The 16,567-nt window shown below is 69.1% G+C and carries 14 protein-coding genes; 9 read left to right on the forward strand and 5 right to left on the reverse strand.

All coding sequences use genetic code 11. The annotated features are described in order from the left end of the window. Positions 1-11: 11 nt before the first annotated feature. The 3 genes from iolE to IEY14_RS19400 form a co-directional block, all read right to left on the reverse strand. The gene (gene iolE, locus IEY14_RS19390; RefSeq protein WP_188911535.1) at positions 12-896 is read right to left on the reverse strand and encodes a myo-inosose-2 dehydratase; all 885 of its coding nucleotides are present in this window, start codon (positions 894-896) and stop codon (positions 12-14) included. A 67-nt stretch (positions 897-963) separates the two neighbouring features. Then, the gene (locus IEY14_RS19395) at positions 964-2,874 is read right to left on the reverse strand and encodes a bifunctional 5-dehydro-2-deoxygluconokinase/5-dehydro-2-deoxyphosphogluconate aldolase (RefSeq protein WP_188911537.1); all 1,911 of its coding nucleotides are present in this window, start codon (positions 2,872-2,874) and stop codon (positions 964-966) included. A 161-nt stretch (positions 2,875-3,035) separates the two neighbouring features. Next, positions 3,036-3,920, reverse strand: a complete 885-nt coding sequence (locus IEY14_RS19400; protein ID WP_244639596.1) for a MurR/RpiR family transcriptional regulator — start codon at positions 3,918-3,920, stop codon at positions 3,036-3,038. Positions 3,921-4,130: 210 nt separating this feature from the next. Here IEY14_RS19400 and IEY14_RS19405 point away from each other — a divergent pair, with 210 nt between their 5' ends. The 9 genes from IEY14_RS19405 to IEY14_RS19445 all read left to right on the forward strand — a co-directional run bounded on the left by IEY14_RS19405 (position 4,131) and on the right by IEY14_RS19445 (position 14,880). Further along, complete coding sequence (locus IEY14_RS19405) at positions 4,131-4,931, forward strand: TIM barrel protein (protein ID WP_244639610.1); 801 nt, start codon at positions 4,131-4,133, stop codon at positions 4,929-4,931. Positions 4,932-5,031: 100 nt separating this feature from the next. Next, a complete protein-coding gene (locus tag IEY14_RS19410; RefSeq protein ID WP_188911541.1) occupies positions 5,032-5,952 on the forward strand; it encodes a sugar ABC transporter substrate-binding protein in 921 nt (306 codons plus the stop codon). 70 nt (positions 5,953-6,022) lie between these two features. Continuing rightward, a complete protein-coding gene (locus tag IEY14_RS19415; RefSeq protein ID WP_188911542.1) occupies positions 6,023-6,964 on the forward strand; it encodes a sugar ABC transporter substrate-binding protein in 942 nt (313 codons plus the stop codon). Positions 6,965-7,017: 53 nt separating this feature from the next. Further along, complete coding sequence (locus IEY14_RS19420) at positions 7,018-8,568, forward strand: sugar ABC transporter ATP-binding protein (protein WP_188911543.1); 1,551 nt, start codon at positions 7,018-7,020, stop codon at positions 8,566-8,568. A gap of 91 nt (positions 8,569-8,659) precedes the next feature. Then, positions 8,660-9,703 carry an ABC transporter permease gene (locus IEY14_RS19425; RefSeq protein ID WP_188911544.1) on the forward strand — a complete coding sequence of 348 codons (1,044 nt, stop codon included), beginning with the start codon at positions 8,660-8,662 and terminating at the stop codon, positions 9,701-9,703. A gap of 25 nt (positions 9,704-9,728) precedes the next feature. After that, complete coding sequence (locus tag IEY14_RS19430; protein WP_188911545.1) at positions 9,729-10,835, forward strand: Gfo/Idh/MocA family protein; 1,107 nt, start codon at positions 9,729-9,731, stop codon at positions 10,833-10,835. A 35-nt stretch (positions 10,836-10,870) separates the two neighbouring features. Beyond that, entirely contained in the window at positions 10,871-11,881 is a 1,011-nt protein-coding gene (locus IEY14_RS19435) for a Gfo/Idh/MocA family protein (RefSeq protein WP_188911546.1), read from the forward strand. 154 nt (positions 11,882-12,035) lie between these two features. After that, positions 12,036-13,892, forward strand: a complete 1,857-nt coding sequence (gene iolD, locus IEY14_RS19440; protein ID WP_188911548.1) for a 3D-(3,5/4)-trihydroxycyclohexane-1,2-dione acylhydrolase (decyclizing) — start codon at positions 12,036-12,038, stop codon at positions 13,890-13,892. Between the two features lie 73 nt (positions 13,893-13,965). Further along, positions 13,966-14,880: a sugar phosphate isomerase/epimerase family protein gene (locus IEY14_RS19445; protein ID WP_188911550.1), complete on the forward strand. Its 915-nt coding sequence runs from the start codon at positions 13,966-13,968 to the stop codon at positions 14,878-14,880. Between the two features lie 23 nt (positions 14,881-14,903). Here the strand turns inward: IEY14_RS19445 and IEY14_RS19450 are convergent, their stop codons facing one another. Beyond that, positions 14,904-15,500, reverse strand: a complete 597-nt coding sequence (locus tag IEY14_RS19450) for an isochorismatase family protein (protein WP_188911551.1) — start codon at positions 15,498-15,500, stop codon at positions 14,904-14,906. Positions 15,501-15,526: 26 nt separating this feature from the next. Beyond that, entirely contained in the window at positions 15,527-16,501 is a 975-nt protein-coding gene (locus tag IEY14_RS19455) for a quinone oxidoreductase family protein (protein ID WP_188911796.1), read from the reverse strand. Between the last annotated feature and the right edge of the window lie 66 nt (positions 16,502-16,567).

Genomic DNA, 16,567 nt, shown 5'->3' on the forward strand with positions numbered 1-16,567 from the left:
TGCGGCTCCGCTCAGCGCTTCAGTCCGGCCTCGGCGATGAACCGGGTCAGGTTCTCGAAGCCCATCTTCACATAGGTGGCCGGGTGGGCCTTTTCCGGGTCCTGCTCGGCCTCGATGACGATCCAGCCGGAATAGGCCGGCAGTTCCTTCAGGACCGAGACATAGTCGATGGAGCCGTCGCCCGGCACCGTGTAGACGCCGGCGAGCACGGAGGTGAGGAAGCTCCAGTCCTCGCGCTCGGCCTGCCGCGCGACATCGGCGCGCACGTCCTTCACATGGACATGGACGATGCGGTCGCGATAGCGCCGCGCCAGATCGGCCGGATCGGCGCCGCCCCAGGTGGCGTGGCCGGTATCGAGGAGAAGCGTGAAGGCCGGGCCGGTGCCGGCCATCAGGCGGTCGATCTCCGGCCCCGTCTGCACCACCGTGCCCATATGGTGGTGATAGGCGATCTTCAGGCCCTCGCCGGCCAGGAGTTCGGCGAAGCGGGTGAGGCGCGGCAGGAAGACCTCCCATTCCGCCTCGGTGAGGACGGGGCGGGCGCGCAGCGGCACGGATTCGTTGCCGTGAACGGTGCGCGTGCATTCGCAGACGATGAAGATGTCGGTGCCCGCGCCCTTCACGAGGTCGATATGGGCGCGCGCCGCCTCGAACTCGGCCTCCGCGTCGCGGTCGAGCAGGAAGGTCGAGTACCAGCCGCCGACGAAGGCCATGCCGTATTCGCCGAGCTTGGCCTTCAGCGCCGCCCCGTTCTTCGGGAACTTGTGGCCGAGCTCCATGCCCTCGATGCCGATGGCGCTCGCCTCGGACAGGCACTGTTCCAGGCTGATATGGCCGCCGATGTCCTGCTTGTCGTCGTTGGACCAGCAGATCGGGTTGGCGCCGATGCGGATCATGCTTCCTCCGGATAGCGAAAGAGAGCGGGCCGCCGTCCTGGCGGCCCGGAGTCACGGGTCAGGCTTCTTAGGCCGCCTTGGCCTGATTCGTCGCGCCCCGCCAGGCGGCGACGAGCGTCGCGAAGCGCTTCGCCATGTCGGCCACCGCCGCCGCGTCGTCCATCTCGCCGGCGAACCAGGCCCGCGCGGCATGGGCGAAGATCGTGCGGCCGACGGCGAAGCCCTTGACCATCGGCACGCCGGCGACGGCGCGGAAGGCCTCCGTGAGTTCGGCTTCCGGCGCGTCGAGGCCGAGCAGCACGATGCCGCGGCAATAGGGATCGGCCTCGGCGATCGCCGCCTCGATCCGCGTCCAGGCGGCCGCGTTCCGCTGCGGCTCCAGCTTCCACCAGTCCGGCTTGATGCCGAGATCGTAGATGCGCCGGACGATGGAGGCCACCGTGTCCTCGCCGAGCGGCCCGTGCTTGCCGGCGATGATCTCGACCAGCAGTTCGCGGCCGACGGTGCGCGAGGCGTCCCAGAGGCGCAGGAGCTCGCGCTCCTGGCGCTCGCGCAGCTCGGCCGGATCGTCCGGGTGATAGAAGCAGAGGCACTTGATCACGTGGTCGACCGGCCATTCGACGAGATGGCTGCCGAGATCGTCCATATGGTCGAAATCGAGCGGGCGCGAGCCGGGCTTCTCCACCGGGCGGCCGATCCAGAAGCCGTGCCCGGCCGCCTTGTACATGGCGCGCTGGCCGTAGATGCCGTCGAGCAGCATGCCGAAGCCGGGCTCGCCGCCGGCCACCGCGGCGGCCGCCTCGACGGTTAGCACCTTGAAGTCCTCGATCCGCTCGCGCGGCACGCCGGCAGCGTCGGCGATCTCCTCGATCTGCATGCGATGGTCGCAGGCGAGCGCCATCAGCCGCTCCGGGCCCGGCCGGCGCGTCGTCGCCCAATGGATCTGGTTCAGCTCCTCGTCCTGACGCAGGCGGCGCTTGATCCGGTCCTTGGCGAGAAAGGCGGCGAGCTCCGGCTCGGTCGGATATTCGGGCGAGCAGAGCAGGCGCGAGACGGCGAAGGCGCCGCAGGCATTGGCCATGGTGGCGCATTCGGCATGCGGCCTGCCGCGCAGCCAGCCGGCGAGGAGGCCGGACATGAAGGCGTCGCCCGCGCCGAGCACGTTGAACACCTCGATCGGGAAGCCGCGTCCGGCGACGCCGTCCTCCAGGCTCTCGATCGGCCCGTCGAAGATGATGCAGCCCATGGCGCCGCGCTTCAGCACCAGCGTCGCCGCCGAGACCTCGCGGATCGCCTTCAGCGCCTGGAGCGGATCGCCGGTGCCGCCGGCGATCATCATCTCCTCCTCGGTGCCGACGATGAGGTCGCAGTCCGGCAGGACGGCCTGGAGCTTGGCGGACACGGCGTCGGAGGCGACGTAGCGCTCGAAGCCGCTGGCATGGCCGGCGAGGCCCCAGAGATTGGGGCGGTAGTCGATGTCGAAGACCACCTTGCCGCCATGGGCCTTGGCGAGACGGATCGCCTTCTTCTGCGCCGCCTCGGTATTGGGCTTGGAGAAATGCGTGCCGGTGACGACGATCGAGGCGGCGGAGGCGATCAGATCCTCGGCGACGTCCTCTTCGCAGAGCGCCATGTCGGCGCAGTCGGAACGGTAGAAGATCATCGGCGAGACGCCCTCGTCCTCGACGGCGAGAAGGACCAGCGCCGTCAGGCGCTCGGCATCGACGGTGACGCCGCGCGTCTCGACGCCCTCGCGGGCGAGCTGCTCGCGCACGAAGCCGCCCATCTGCTCGGCGCCGACGCGGGTGAGGAGCGCCGACTTCAGCCCGAGCCGCGCCGTGCCGATCGCGATATTGGCCGGGCAGCCGCCGACCGACTTGGCGAAGGAGGCGATGTCCTCCAGCCGCGAGCCGATCTGCTGGCCATAGAGATCGACGGAGCACCGCCCGATCGTGACGACGTCAAGTGCCTTGGTCATGGCTCCCCCTCTTCGCCCTTCCTGTCCGGTCCGGCCGTCCGGGCGCCGCGCATCGGTCGGCCGTTCGAGGCCGGTCCCGACCGGCGCGGACGATGCCGGCTTCGGGTGGGTTATGAAGCACGATGTTCAATCATCGTCAATCTAGAATAATAGTTCCAATATCAGCCGTCGTCTTCCTTCGGCGCGCGCGGCGGCGCCATCTCCCGGCGCAGGTCCGCCAGGGCCACGACGAGCGTCATGGCGAGCGACAGGCTGGCGGCCAGCGAGCGGAAGCCCTGAAAATCGGCCTCCACCACCTCGAACCAGAGGCGGCCCTCGCCGACGAGCGGGCTGAAGGGACTGTCGGTGATGACGACGAGCGGCGTGCCGAGTTCGGCGACCTGACGGGCGAAGGCGACCGTCGAGGAGGCATAGGGCGTGAAGGAAATGGCGAGCGCGGCGTCGCGCGGCGTCGCGAAGGACACGGTCTCGGCATCGGTGCCGAGCGCCGAGCCGATGAGGACATTGCGGATGCCGAGCTTGCCGAGGGCGTAACTCATATAGGAGGTGACCGGAAAGGAGCGGCGCTGGGCGATGAGGTAGATCGTCTCGGCCTTCGCGAGAATCCGGGCCGCCTCGTCCACCGCGCCGAGGTCGATCCGGTCGTGCGCCGCCGTGATCGAGCGCGTCGCCGCCTCGCAGAAGCCGTCGAACAGCACGGCCGAGCGCGAGGCGTCGCCGTTCTTGGCGCGCAGCGACAGGAGCCGCTCGTCATAGTTCGAGACCTGATTGCGCAGGCGCTCGCGGAACAAGGTCTGGAGATCCGAGAAGCCGGCGAAGCCGAGCGCCTGGCTGAAGCGGATCAGCGTCGAGGGCTGCACCTCCGCCTTCTCCGCGATGCTCGCCACCGTGCCGAGCGCCACCTCGTCCGGCTGGGCGAGGGCGAAGGACGCCACCTGCTTCAGCCGCTTCGACAGCCTGACATGGCCGCTCGCCAGGCGGTCGCGCAATTCGGCATAGGTCTCCGGCGCCGCGTCCAAGTCCATCACCTCCGTGCCGTCCGTCATCCTCTTCACCCTCCCGCGCGAGCCTGGCAAGCCGGAAATCGGGAGGACGCGATCCGGCTTGACAGGCTTCTTTGCGATAGAATACAGATTTCCATATCGAATAAAAACGATATACACGTTCCAAATTGGCGGCGCGGGATGCGGGGCCGCCGGGAGCGGACGGACCAGCGGGAAGGGAGATCGCGCGTGGTGGAATTTGCGCTCAATCACATGGCGGCGTCGCGGCTCGGGCTGGCGGATTTCTTCGCGCTCGCCGAGCGCCTCGGCGTCGGCGCGGTCGAGATCCGCAACGACCTGCCGGGCGTGGCGCTGGCCGATGGCAGCCCGGCCTCCGAGGCCGGCGCGGCGGCGAAAGCCAGAGGATTGCGTATCCTGTCCATCAACGCGTTGCAGCGCTTCAACGAATGGACGCCGGCGCGGGAAGGCGAGGCGCGGGCGCTCGCCCGTCAGGCGAGAGAGGCGGGCGCCGAGGCGCTGGTGCTCTGCCCGGTGAACGAGGCAGGCTGGCGCGAGGGCGACGGGGAACGGCAGGCCGCGCTGCGCGAGGCGCTGGCGGGTCTGGCGCCGATCCTCGAAGAGGCCGGGCTCGTCGGCCTCGTCGAGCCGCTGGGCTTTGCCGAATGTTCGTTGCGCCTGAAGGGCGAGGCGGTGGCGGCGATCGATGCCGTCGGAGGCGCCGAGCGCTTCAAGCTCGTCCACGACACGTTCCATCATGTGGTGGCCGGCGAGACGGCGCTCTTCCCCGAGCGCACCGGCCTCGTCCACATCTCGGGCGTCGAGGATGGCGCCGTGCCGCGCGAGACGATGCGCGATCCGCATCGCGTCCTCGTCGGGCCGGCCGACCGCCTCGACAATCTCGGCCAGATCCGCGCGCTGGTCGCCGGCGGCTATCGCGGGCCCCTGTCCTTCGAGCCCTTCGCGGCGGAAGTGGCGGCGAGCCCGGACATTGCCGGCGATCTCGCCGCCAGCATGGAATTCGTCGCGGCGGGCCTGCGGGCCGACGCCGCCTGACGAAAGGCAAGGCCGCCGGCGAGAGGGCCGGCGGCTTGGAAGAGGATCGGGCGCGCCGGGAGAGCAGGGCGGTCCGCAACGACTGGGAGGAAAAAACCGGATGAAGCGCATTCTCATCATGCTCGCGGCTTCGGCCGCGATGATGGCCTCGGCCGAGGCCGCCAATGTGGGCGTCTCCATGGCGCTCTTCGACGACAACTTCCTGACGGTCCTGCGCAACGGCATGCAGGACGCGGCCAAGACGTCGGGCGTCACCGTCCAGGTCGAGGACGCGCAGAACGACATCGGCAAGCAGCTGAACCAGATCCAGAACTTCATCGCGCAGAAGGTCGACGGGATCATCGTCAACCCGGTCGATACCGACGCGACGGCGCAGATGACGAAGCTCGCGGCCGATGCCGGCATCCCGCTGGTCTATGTCAACCGCCAGCCCGCCGATCTCGACAAGCTGCCGGCCAAGGTCGCCTTCGTCGGCTCGGACGAGAAGAAGTCCGGCACGCTCGAGATGCAGGAAGTCTGCAAGCTGATGGGCGGCAAGGGCGACATCGTGGTGATGATGGGCGAGCTCTCCAACCAGGCCGCCCGCCAGCGCACCCAGGACGTCGAGGACGTGATCGCCAAGGAGCCCTGCACCGGCATCAAGATCCTCGACAAGCAGACGGCCAACTGGCAGCGCACCCAGGCGACCGACCTGATGACGAACTGGATCTCCGCCGGGCTGAAGCCCGCCGCCGTCGTCTCCAACAACGACGAGATGGCGATCGGCGCGATCCAGGCGCTGAAATCCGCCGGCATGAAGGACGTGATCGTCGCCGGCGTCGACGCGACGCAGGACGGTCTCGCCGCGATGAAGGCGGGCGACCTCAAGGTCACGGTGTTCCAGAACGCCGCCGGCCAGGGCTCGGGCGCCATCGACACGATCCAGAAGCTCATCAAGGGCGACAAGGTCGAGAAGGTCGTCGACGTGCCCTTCGAGCTCGTGACCCCCGCCAACATGGCGAAATACGAAGCCAAGAACTGACGATCCGCGACGGGGCGCCGCCGCGCGGCCGGCGCCCCGTCCTCATCCCCTCAGAGCCGGTTCGATCTTCATGACGACTTTCCTTCTCCGCGCGGCGCTCGCCGCCGGACTTCTCGCGACTGCTGCGACGCCGACCCTCGCCGCGACGATCGGCGTGACGGTCGCCCGTGCCGACTCGGTCTTCCTCACCATCCTGCGCCAGGGCATGGAGGCCCGCGCCAAGGAGCTGCCGGACGTGCGGCTCCAGGTCGAAGACGCCCAGAACGATCCGCAGCGCCAGATCGACCAAGTGCAGAACTTCATCGCGGCGAAGGTCGACGCGATCGTCGTCGCGGCAGTCGATGGCGACGGCACGCCGGCCATGACCAAGCTCGCGACGGCCGCCGGCATTCCGATCGTCTACGCGGTCCATCCGCCGGGCGATCTGGAGACGCTGCCGGAGAAGACCGCCTTCGTCGGCTCGGACGAGACGCAGTCCGGCACCATGCAGACGAAGGAAGTCTGCAAGCTCCTCGGCGGCAAGGGCAATGCCTATGTGCTGATGGGCCCGCTCAACAACCATTCCTCGATCGTGCGCACCAAGGACATCGAGGATGTGCTGGCGACGCCGGACTGCGCCGGCATCAAGATCGTCGACCGTCAGGCCGCCGGCTGGGACCGGATCGAGGCCCAGAACATCATGACCAACTGGCTGTCCTCGGCCTCCGATTTCGATGCGGTGATCGCCAATAACGACGAGATGGCCATCGGCGCCATCCAGGCGCTGAAGGCGGTCGGCCGCGATCCGAAGAGCGTCGTCGTCGCCGGCATCGACGCGACGCCGGACGGGCTGGCCGCGATGAAGGCGGGCGATCTCGACGTCACCGTCTTCCAGAACGCGACGGCGCAGGGCGCCGCCTCGGTGGACGCCGCCGTGAAGCTCGCCAAGGGCGAGACGACGGAGCGCAACATCTGGGTGCCGTTCGAGCTCGTGACGCCCGCCAACATGGACCAATACGCCAAGGCGAAGTGAGACAAGGGCGGCGCCTCGCGCGCCGCCGCGTCGGAACGCCCGGGAGGCAAGGCATGACGGTTCAGACGATCAGCCCGACCACGATGCGGGCGGTGCGCGAGAGCGGGGCGGTTCCGGGCTCGGACTATCTCCTGGAGGTGGACGGGGTCCGCAAGGTGTTTCCGGGCGTCGTCGCGCTCGACAACGTGCAGTTCCGGGTGAAGCGCGGCACGGTCCATGCGCTGATGGGCGAGAACGGCGCCGGCAAGTCGACGCTGATGAAGATCATCGCCGGCGTCTACACGCCGGACGGCGGCGAGTTCCGCCTGCGCGGCCAGCCGATCCGCCTCAACGGTCCGCTCGACGCGCTCGAGAACGGCATCGCCATGATCCATCAGGAACTCAACCTGATGCCCTTCATGACGGTGGCGGAGAATATCTGGATCCGCCGCGAGCCGCTGACGAAGCTCGGCTTCGTCGATCATCGCGAGCTCAACCGGCGCACCGAGAAGCTCTTCGCCGACCTCTCGATCGACATCGACCCGGAGGTCGAGACGCAGACCCTCTCCATCGCCTCCCGCCAGATGGTGGAGATCGCGAAGGCCGTCTCCTACAATTCCGACGTCCTCATCATGGACGAGCCGACCTCGGCGCTGACCGACCGGGAGGTCGAGCATCTCTTCCGCATCGTCCGCCAGCTCCGCGCCCAGGGCAAGGGCATCGTCTACATCACGCACAAGATGGACGAGCTCGCCGAGATCGCCGACGAGGTCTCGATCTTCCGCGACGGCAAGTATATCGGCACCGAGGACGCCAAGACCGTCACCCGCGACGACATCATCCGCATGATGGTCGGGCGCGAGCTGACGCAGATGTTCCCGAAGGAGGCGGCGAAGATCGGCGAGACCGTCCTTTCCGTCCGCGACCTCTCGCTCGGCCGCGTCTTCCGGGACGTGTCCTTCGACCTGCGCGCCGGCGAGATCCTGGGGCTGGCCGGCCTCGTCGGCTCCGGCCGCTCCAACATCGCCGAGACGCTGTTCGGCGTGACGCCGGCGACGAGCGGCACGATCACGCTCTTCGGCCGGGAGGTGCGCGTCGCCAGTCCGGCGGTGGCGATGCGCCACGGCATGGCCTTCCTCACCGAGGACCGCAAGGATACCGGCTGCTTCCTGCCGCTCTCGATCACCGAGAACATGCAGATGGCCGTGATCCAGGACCGCTTCACCGCCGGCGGCTTCGTGCGCCAGGGCGAGGTGGACCGGCGCTGCGACGAGATGTCGAAGGCGATGCGCGTCAAGACGCCGGATCTCGATGAGCGGATCGAGAACCTTTCGGGCGGCAACCAGCAGAAGGTGCTGATCGGCCGCTGGCTGCTGACCAAGCCGAAGATCCTGATCCTCGACGAGCCGACGCGCGGCATCGATGTCGGGGCCAAGGCCGAGATCCACCGCCTCATCTCCACGCTCGCCGGCGAGGGGCTGGCGGTGATCATGATCTCCTCGGAACTGCCCGAGGTGCTCGGCATGAGCGACCGGGTGATGGTGGTCCATTCGGGCCGCGTCACCGGCATTCTCGATCGCGCCGAGGCGACGCAGGAAAAGGTCATGGACCTCGCCTCCGCCTGAGCGGGCAAGGCGCGAAGAGACCCCAGGCGGTGAGCGTCGCGGATCGACACGTTCCGGGCGGCGGCGCATCGCGAAGAACCGGGAGAGAACGATGACCCTTCACGAAGCGACGCATGGCGGCGTGCCGCCGGCTCCGGCCGTCGACCGCCCGACGAAGCGCCGGCGCAAGCTGCCGACCGAGATCTCGATCCTCCTCGTCCTCGTCGGCATCGCGCTGGTCTTCGAGGCGCTCGGCTGGCTTCTGGTCGGCCAGAGCTTTCTCGCCAACAAGCAGCGCCTGATCGTCATGATCCTCCAGGTCTCGGTGATCGGCATCATCGCCGTCGGCGTGACGCAGGTGATCATCACGTCCGGCGTCGACCTTTCGTCCGGCTCGGTCGTCGCCTTCACCGCGATGGTGGCGGCCTCGCTCGCCCAGAATCCCGACTATGCCCGGGCCGTCTATCCCTCGCTCACTGGCCTGCCGGTGATCGTGCCGGTGATCGCCGGCCTTCTCGTCGGTCTCGGCGCCGGGCTCGTGAACGGCTGGCTCATCGCCTATACCGGCATCCCACCCTTCATCGCGACGCTCGGCATGATGGTGGCGGCGCGCGGCGCGGCCAAGTGGTATACCGGCGGCCAGCCGGTCTCGATGCTTTCCGACAGCTATGCCGCGATCGGCGGCGGCGCGACGCCCGTCATCATCTTCCTCGTCGTCGCCCTGATCTTTCACGTCGCGCTGCGCTACACCCGCTACGGCAAGTTCACCTATGCGATCGGCGCCAACCGGCAGGCGGCGGTGGTCTCCGGCATCAATGTCGCGCGCCACCTGATCCTGGTCTATGCCATCGCCGGCACGCTGTCCGGCCTTGCCGGCATCGTCACCTCGGCCAGAGCCGTCTCCGGCCAGGCCGGCATGGGCGTTTCCTACGAGCTCGACGCCATCGCCGCGGCCGTCATCGGTGGCACCTCGCTCGCCGGCGGCGTCGGCCGCATCACCGGCACCGTCATCGGCGTCATCATCCTCGGCGTCATGACCTCGGGCTTCACCTTCCTCAGGATCGACGCCTACTACCAGGAGATCGTCAAGGGCGTGATCATCGTCGCCGCCGTCATCGTCGACCAGTATCGCCAGCGCAAGCGGGCCAGGGCCTGAGCGGGAAGGCGGGAGGACCGTTTCCATGACGAGATCCGAGATCGGCGTCGGCCTCATCGGCACCGGCTTCATGGGCAAGTGCCACGCGCTCGCCTGGAACGCGGTGGCGACAACCTTCGGCGAGGCGCGGCGGCCGCGCCTCGTCCATCTCGCCGAGGCCAATGGCGAGCTCGCCGCCGCCAAGGCGGCCGAGTTCGGCTTCGCCAAGGCGACGGCGGACTGGCGGGCGCTCGTCGCCGACCCGGAGGTCGACGTGGTGTCGATCGCCGCGCCCAATCCCTTCCATGCCGAAATGGCGATCGCGGCGCTCGAAGCCGGCAAGCATGTCTGGTGCGAGAAGCCGATGGCGACGCGCCGCGAGGACGCCGCCGCCATGCGCGAGGCGGCCCGGCGCGCCGGCACCGTCGCGGCGCTCGGCTACAACTACATCCAGAATCCGGCGATCCGGCAGATGGAGGCGCTGATCGCCGAGGGCACCATCGGCACCGTCAACCATGTGCGCCTCGAAATGGACGAGGACTTCATGGCGGACGCGGCGGCGCCCTTCGCCTTCAAGAACGGCGCCGAATCCGGCTATGGCGCGCTCGACGACTTCGCCGTCCATCCGCTCTCGATTCTCTGGCGGCTCGCCGGGCCGGTCGCCGCCGTCATGGCGGAACAGGCCCAGCCCTATGCGCGCCGCGAGGGGCGGGCGGTGGAGACGCATGAGATCGCGATGGCGCTCCTGCGCCTCGAGAGCGGCGCCTCGGGCCTTCTCGTCGCCAATCGCGCCGCCTGGGGCCGCAAGGGCCGCATCGCCGTCCAGGTCTTCGGCTCGGAGGGGACCCTTGCCTACGACCAGGAGCGGATGAACGAGTTCCAGCTCTTCACCCGCGACGGCGACGAACGGCTCCAGGGCTTCCGCACCGTGTTGACGGCACCGGTCCACGCGCCCTATGGCCGCTTCGTGCCGGCGCCGGGCCACGGCCTCGGCTTCAACGACCTGAAGGTGATCGAGGCGCACGAGCTCCTCGCCGCCATCGACGACCGACCGGCGCGCCTCGTCGATTTCGACACGGGGTTCGCCATCGAGGACGCCGTCCATGCCATGGCCCGCTCGCACCGGGACCGGGCCTGGATCGACCTCGCCTGACCGCAGCAACCAGTCCATTCCACGGAACGAAGACCATGACCTTGAGGATCGGCGTGATCGGCACCGGCGCCATCGGCCAGGAACATATCGCCCGGCTGCACGGCAAGCTCGTCGGCTCCACCGTCACGGCGGTGAACGACATCAATCCCGAGGGCGCGCGGGCGGCGGCGGAGAAGCTCTGCCCGGGCGCGAGCGTCCATGAAAGCGGCCAGGCGCTGATCGACGACCCGAATGTCGATGCCGTCGTCGTCGCCTCCTGGGGGCCGAGCCACGAGGAATTCGTGCTGGCCGCCATCGCCGCCGGCAAGCCGGTCTTCTGCGAGAAGCCGCTCGCCACCACCGCCGAGGCCTGCCAGCGGATCGTCGAGGCGGAGATCGCCGGTGGCCGCCCGCTGGTCCAGGTCGGCTTCATGCGCCGCTACGACGCCGGCTATCGCATGCTGAAGGAGATCGTCGCCTCCGGCCAGATCGGTGAGCCGCTGCTTCTCCATTGCGCCCATCGCAACCCCTCGGTGCCCGCCCATTATGTCGGCGACATGGGCATCACCGACACCTTCATCCACGAGATCGACGTGCTGCGCTGGCTGGTGAACGACGACTACGTCTCGGCCCAGGTCATCCAGGGCAAGCGCTCGCGCCACGCGCTGAACGGCCTCGACGATCCCTATATCGTCGTCCTCAAGACGAAGTCGGGCGTCGTCATCGACACCGAGATCTTCGTGAACTGCCAGTTCGGCTACGACATCCAGTGCCAGATCGTCGGCGAGGACGGCACGGCGAACCTGCCGGAGCCCGCCACCGTGCCGATGCGCAAGAACCAGATCGCCGGGCAGGCGATCATGATGGACTGGAAGCTGCGCTTCATCGACTCCTACGACGTCGAATTCCAGGACTGGGTGAACGCGACGCTCGCCGGCCGGGTCGACGGGCCGACCGCCTGGGACGGCTATTTCGCCGCCGTCACCTCGGATGCCTGCGTCGAGGCCAAGCGCACCGGCCAGATCGTGCCGATCGAGACGCGGGCGAAGCCGGCCTTCTACAACTGACGCCGTTCCCGGCCGATCCCTTCGGGCGGCCGGGGACAGACAGGTTCCGGGGCCGCGCGGGCTCCGATACGGGTTCCGCTCCGATCGACCGGAGCCCGTAGGGGCCGGCCGGACCGGCCGGAAGAGACACGGGAATCGGAAGGACAGGAAGACGATGGCAGCGGCAACCCTTCGCCTGACGGTCGCGCAGGCGGTCGTTCGCTTCATGATGGCGCAGAAGACGGTGGTGGACGGCGAGACGCTGCCGATCTTCGCCGGCTGCTGGGCGATCTTCGGCCATGGCAACGTCGCCGGAATGGGCGAGGCGCTGCACGCGGTGAAGGAGGAATTCCCCACCTATCGCGCCCATAACGAGCAGGGCATGGCGCATGCCGCCATCGCCTTCGCCAAGGCGAGCTTCCGCCGCCGCTTCATGGCCTGCACCACCTCGATCGGGCCGGGCGCGCTCAACATGGTCACGGCGGCGGGCGTCGCCCATGTCAACCGCCTGCCGGTCCTGTTCCTGCCGGGCGACGTCTTCGCCAACCGCCTGCCCGATCCGGTGCTCCAGCAGATCGAGGACTTCAACGACGGCACCGTCTCGGCGAACGACTGCTTCCGCCCGGTGTCGAAATATTACGACCGCATCCAGCGGCCCGAGCAGCTGATCCCCGCCCTGCAGCGCGCCATGCAGGTGCTGACCGACCCTGTCGATTGCGGCCCGGTGACGCTGGCCCTCTGCCAGGACGTGCAGGCCGAGGCCTATGACTTCCCGGCCGCCCTCTTCGAGGAGCGCGTCTGGGGCGTGCGCCGCCCGCGCCCGGACGAGGACGAGCTCGCCCATGCCGTGGCGCTGATCAAGGCCGCGAAGAAGCCGATGATCATCGCCGGCGGCGGCGTTCTCTATTCCGAGGCGACGGCCGAACTCCTCGCCTTCGCCGAACGGCACGGCGTGCCGGTCGCGGTGACGCAGGCCGGCAAGTCCGCGATCGACGAGACGCACGACCTCGCGCTCGGCGCCGTCGGCGTCACCGGCACCAGCGCCGCCAACGCCCTCGCCACCGATGCCGATCTCGTGCTCGCCGTCGGCACGCGGCTCCAGGACTTCACCACCGGGTCCTGGGCGCTGTTCCATGCCGAGCGCCTGACGGTCCTCGGCCTCAACGTGACACCCTATGACGCGGTGAAGCATGGCGGCGTGCCGCTGGTGGCCGATGCCAAGGTCGGGCTCAGGCTTCTCTCCGAGGCGCTCGGCGCCTGGACGGCGGACGCGGCGCAGGCGCGGCGCGCCCATGAGGAGCGCGTCGCCTGGTTCGAGGCGGCGGGCCGGGCGCTCGCCGCGACCAATGCCGAACTTCCCTCCGACGCGCAGGTGATCGGCGCGGTGGCGCGGGCGCGCGGCACCGAGAATTCCGTCGTCGTCTGTGCGGCCGGCGGCCTGCCGGGCGAGCTCGACAAGCTCTGGGCGCCGACGCGGCCGGGCGGCTACCACATGGAATACGGCTTCTCCTGCATGGGCTATGAGATCGCCGGCGGCCTCGGCGTCAAGCTGGCCCGGCCGGACAAGGACGTCGTCGTGATGGTCGGCGACGGCTCCTACATGATGCTGAATTCCGAGCTCGCGACCTCGGTCATGCTCGGCCAGAAGATCACCGTCGTCCTGCTCGACAATCGCGGCTACGGCTGCATCAACCGGTTGCAGATGGCCTGCGGCGGCGCGAACTTCAACAATCTCCTGGAAGACTGCCGCTACGAGGTCTTTCCCGAGATCGACTTCGTGGCCCATGCCAGGGCCATGGGGGCGGCGGCCGAGAAGGTCGCCTCCATCGCCGAGCTGGAAGCGGCGCTGGAGCGGACGCGCGCCGAGACGCGCTCGACCCTCATCCTGATCGACACCCATCCGCTGATCACCACCGAGGCCGGCGGCTATTGGTGGGACGTCGCCGTGCCCGAGACCTCGACGCGCCCGGAGGTCGGCGAGGCGCGCCGGGACTACGAGGCGCAGCGCCGCTTCCAGCGCGCCATCAACTGACAGGCTTCCCGGCGGCGCGGCAGGATTCGCGCCGCCGGTTCCTTTCGATCGTCTCCTGGGGAGGGGGACCGGCATGAAGATCGCGCTCGACCCTTATATGCATCGCCACCTGTCGCTAGGCGATCTCTGCCGCAAGACGGCCGAGCTCGGCTACGAATACATCGAGCTGAGCCCGCGCGAGGACTTCATCCCGTGGTGGGTGCGCCCGCGCGCCCACAAGGAGCGGATCGCCGAGTTCAAGAAGGCGCTCTCCGACCATGGCGTGAAGCTCGCCTCGGTGCTGCCGATGTATCGCTGGGCGAGCCCGCACGAGGACGAGCGCATGGCTGCGGTCGGCTACTGGAAGGAGGCCATCCGCGCCACCGTCGCGATGGGCTGCGACACGATGAATTCCGAGTTCGGGCGCGGGCCGTCCCCCGACCGCTCGCACCGCTCCAACTGCTGCGGCGGCTCCTTCGGCCACGAACATTCCGAAGCCGCCTGGTGGCGCTCGATGGAGGAACTGGTGCCCGTCTTCGAGAAGGAGGGCGTCACGCTGAACATGGAGCCGCACCCGGAAGACTGGTGCGAGACGCTGCATCCGGCGATCGACATGCTGAAGACGATCGGCTCGAAGAACGTCAAGTTCCTTTATTGCGCGCCGCATACCTTCTATTTCGGCGACGACATGGCGAAGATGATCCGCGACGCGGGCGATCTCATCGCCCATATCCATGTCGCCGACACCTACAACCACAAGGCCAGTTCGGGCCTGCGCTACATCATCAACCCGCCGGGCGCCAAGGTGACGATCCACCAGCACATGGACATCGGCCAGGGCGAGATCGACTGGGACGTGTTCTTCGGCTCGCTGGCCGCGGTCGGCTTCGACGGCATCGTCACGGCCTGCGTCTTCGGCTGGGAAGAGCGGGCGGACGAGTCCGGCCGCTTCATGCGCGAGCGGATCGGGCACTATGTCGACAAGCATTTCAGGATGAAGGCCGCCTGAGGCGGGCGCTTCCCGAAGCGCCGTCAGAGGGCAAGAAGCTCGTCCACCGTGACGATCGCGGCATGGCGGTCGGCGAGGGCGGCGAGCTCGGCGGCCTGGAGCGCTTCGGCGCCGATAAGGCCGCAGCCCGGCGCGGGGAGGTCGCGCGTCGCGCAGGCATCGCCGGCGACGGTGATGGCGAGGCCGAGATCGAGCGCCGCCCGCACCGTCGAGGACACGCAATTATGCGTCATGAAGCCGGCGACGACGATCGCGCTGCCGGCCGTCGCCCCGATCCGCGCCGCGAGATCGGTGTCGGAGAAGCCGTTCGGCCGGGTCTTCTCGACCACGGCCTCGCCTTCGCGTGGCGCCAGCGGCGCGACGATGGCGCCGCGCGGCTGCGCGCGATCGAAGAGCCCGCCCGGCGCGCCGCGATGCGCGACATGGACGATGCGCGCGCCGCAAGCCCGCGCCGCCTGCAGAAGACGCGCCGCGCGCTCCACCGCGGCCTCGGCGCCCGGCAAGGCGAGCGGCCCGATTAGATATTCGTTCTGATAGTCGACGAGGACGAGGGTCGCCTCCGTCAGGGCGGCGGGGCGGGGCTCGCGGCCGGCGAGCTGGAACAAGGTGCGGGGCATCATCGCGAGAATCTTTCAGTGAAATCCAGTCAGGGGAGAAGCACGGCGCTGCCGAGGATGCGGCCGGCTTCGAGATCGCCTTGCGCCCGCGCCGCCTCCGCCAGGGGATAGGTCGGGCCGGTGCCGGCGGCGATGCCGGCCCCGATCATCGCGAAAACCTCCGGCACCGCGCGGGCATAGGTCGCCGGCTCGGCCGCATAGGCCATGACGCTCGGCCGCGCGAAGTTCAGCGAGCGCAGCGGCCCGATTTCCTCGACCGCCAGCGGCGGGATCGGCCCGGCCGCCTGTCCGATGCTCGCCACCGTGCCGAAGCGGCGGGCGCAGCCGAGGCTCTTCGCTAGCATCGCCCCGCCGATGCCGTCGATGACGAAATCGACGCCGCGCCCGTCCGTCAGGCGCCGCAGCTCGGTGACGATATCGGCCTCGCGGCCGACGATCACCGCGTCGGCGCCATGGGCGCGGGCGGCCTCGGCCTTCGCCGCGCTGCCGGCCGTGCCGATCACCGTCGCGCCGAGATGCTTCGCCCAGCGCGTGAGCACCGCACCGAGCCCGCCCGCCGCCGCATGGACGAGAAGGCTGGTGCCGGGGCCGACCGGATAGGTGCGCGTCAGCAGCATATGCGCGGTGAGGCCGCGCAGCAGCGAGGCGGCGGCCGTTTGCGGCGTGATCGCCTCCGGCAGCGGCACGGCCCGCCAGGCCGGCAGCCGCCGCGTCGTGGCATAGGCGCCCGGCGCGCCGGCATAGGCGACGCGCTGGCCGAGCGCCAGCCCGGTGACGCCCTCGCCGAGCGCTTCCACGATGCCCGCGCCCTCGACGCCCGGAATGGCGGGCGCCGGCAGCGGGTAAAGGCCGGTGCGGTGATAGATGTCGATGAAGTTGAGGCCGACCGCCGCCTGCCGCAGCCGGATTTCGCCGGGACCGGGCGCCTCGGCCGGCCAGTCCGTGATCGCCAATTCCTCGATGCCGCCGGGCCGCGCCAGCCGCACCGCCAAATCCCTGTCCATCGCCATGTCGCCCGCCTCGTTGCGTCGGGACAAGGATTAGGCGATGGGCGATAGGGTAGAAATTCC

It is taken from the genome of Aureimonas endophytica (assembly GCF_014642635.1).
GTDB classification, from domain to species: domain Bacteria; phylum Pseudomonadota; class Alphaproteobacteria; order Rhizobiales; family Rhizobiaceae; genus Plantimonas; species Plantimonas endophytica.

Bases quoted from the DNA above. Each gene is read 5' to 3' on its own strand.
- iolE (WP_188911535.1), bottom strand. From the start codon at position 896: ATGATCCGCATCGGCGCCAACCCGATCTGCTGGTCCAACGACGACAAG.
- IEY14_RS19395 (WP_188911537.1), bottom strand. From the start codon at position 2,874: ATGACCAAGGCACTTGACGTCGTCACGATCGGGCGGTGCTCCGTCGAT.
- IEY14_RS19400 (WP_244639596.1), bottom strand. From the start codon at position 3,920: ATGACGGACGGCACGGAGGTGATGGACTTGGACGCGGCGCCGGAGACC.
- IEY14_RS19405 (WP_244639610.1), top strand. From the start codon at position 4,131: ATGGCGGCGTCGCGGCTCGGGCTGGCGGATTTCTTCGCGCTCGCCGAG.
- IEY14_RS19410 (WP_188911541.1), top strand. From the start codon at position 5,032: ATGAAGCGCATTCTCATCATGCTCGCGGCTTCGGCCGCGATGATGGCC.
- IEY14_RS19415 (WP_188911542.1), top strand. From the start codon at position 6,023: ATGACGACTTTCCTTCTCCGCGCGGCGCTCGCCGCCGGACTTCTCGCG.
- IEY14_RS19420 (WP_188911543.1), top strand. From the start codon at position 7,018: ATGACGGTTCAGACGATCAGCCCGACCACGATGCGGGCGGTGCGCGAG.
- IEY14_RS19425 (WP_188911544.1), top strand. From the start codon at position 8,660: ATGACCCTTCACGAAGCGACGCATGGCGGCGTGCCGCCGGCTCCGGCC.
- IEY14_RS19430 (WP_188911545.1), top strand. From the start codon at position 9,729: ATGACGAGATCCGAGATCGGCGTCGGCCTCATCGGCACCGGCTTCATG.
- IEY14_RS19435 (WP_188911546.1), top strand. From the start codon at position 10,871: ATGACCTTGAGGATCGGCGTGATCGGCACCGGCGCCATCGGCCAGGAA.
- iolD (WP_188911548.1), top strand. From the start codon at position 12,036: ATGGCAGCGGCAACCCTTCGCCTGACGGTCGCGCAGGCGGTCGTTCGC.
- IEY14_RS19445 (WP_188911550.1), top strand. From the start codon at position 13,966: ATGAAGATCGCGCTCGACCCTTATATGCATCGCCACCTGTCGCTAGGC.
- IEY14_RS19450 (WP_188911551.1), bottom strand. From the start codon at position 15,500: ATGATGCCCCGCACCTTGTTCCAGCTCGCCGGCCGCGAGCCCCGCCCC.
- IEY14_RS19455 (WP_188911796.1), bottom strand. From the start codon at position 16,501: ATGGACAGGGATTTGGCGGTGCGGCTGGCGCGGCCCGGCGGCATCGAG.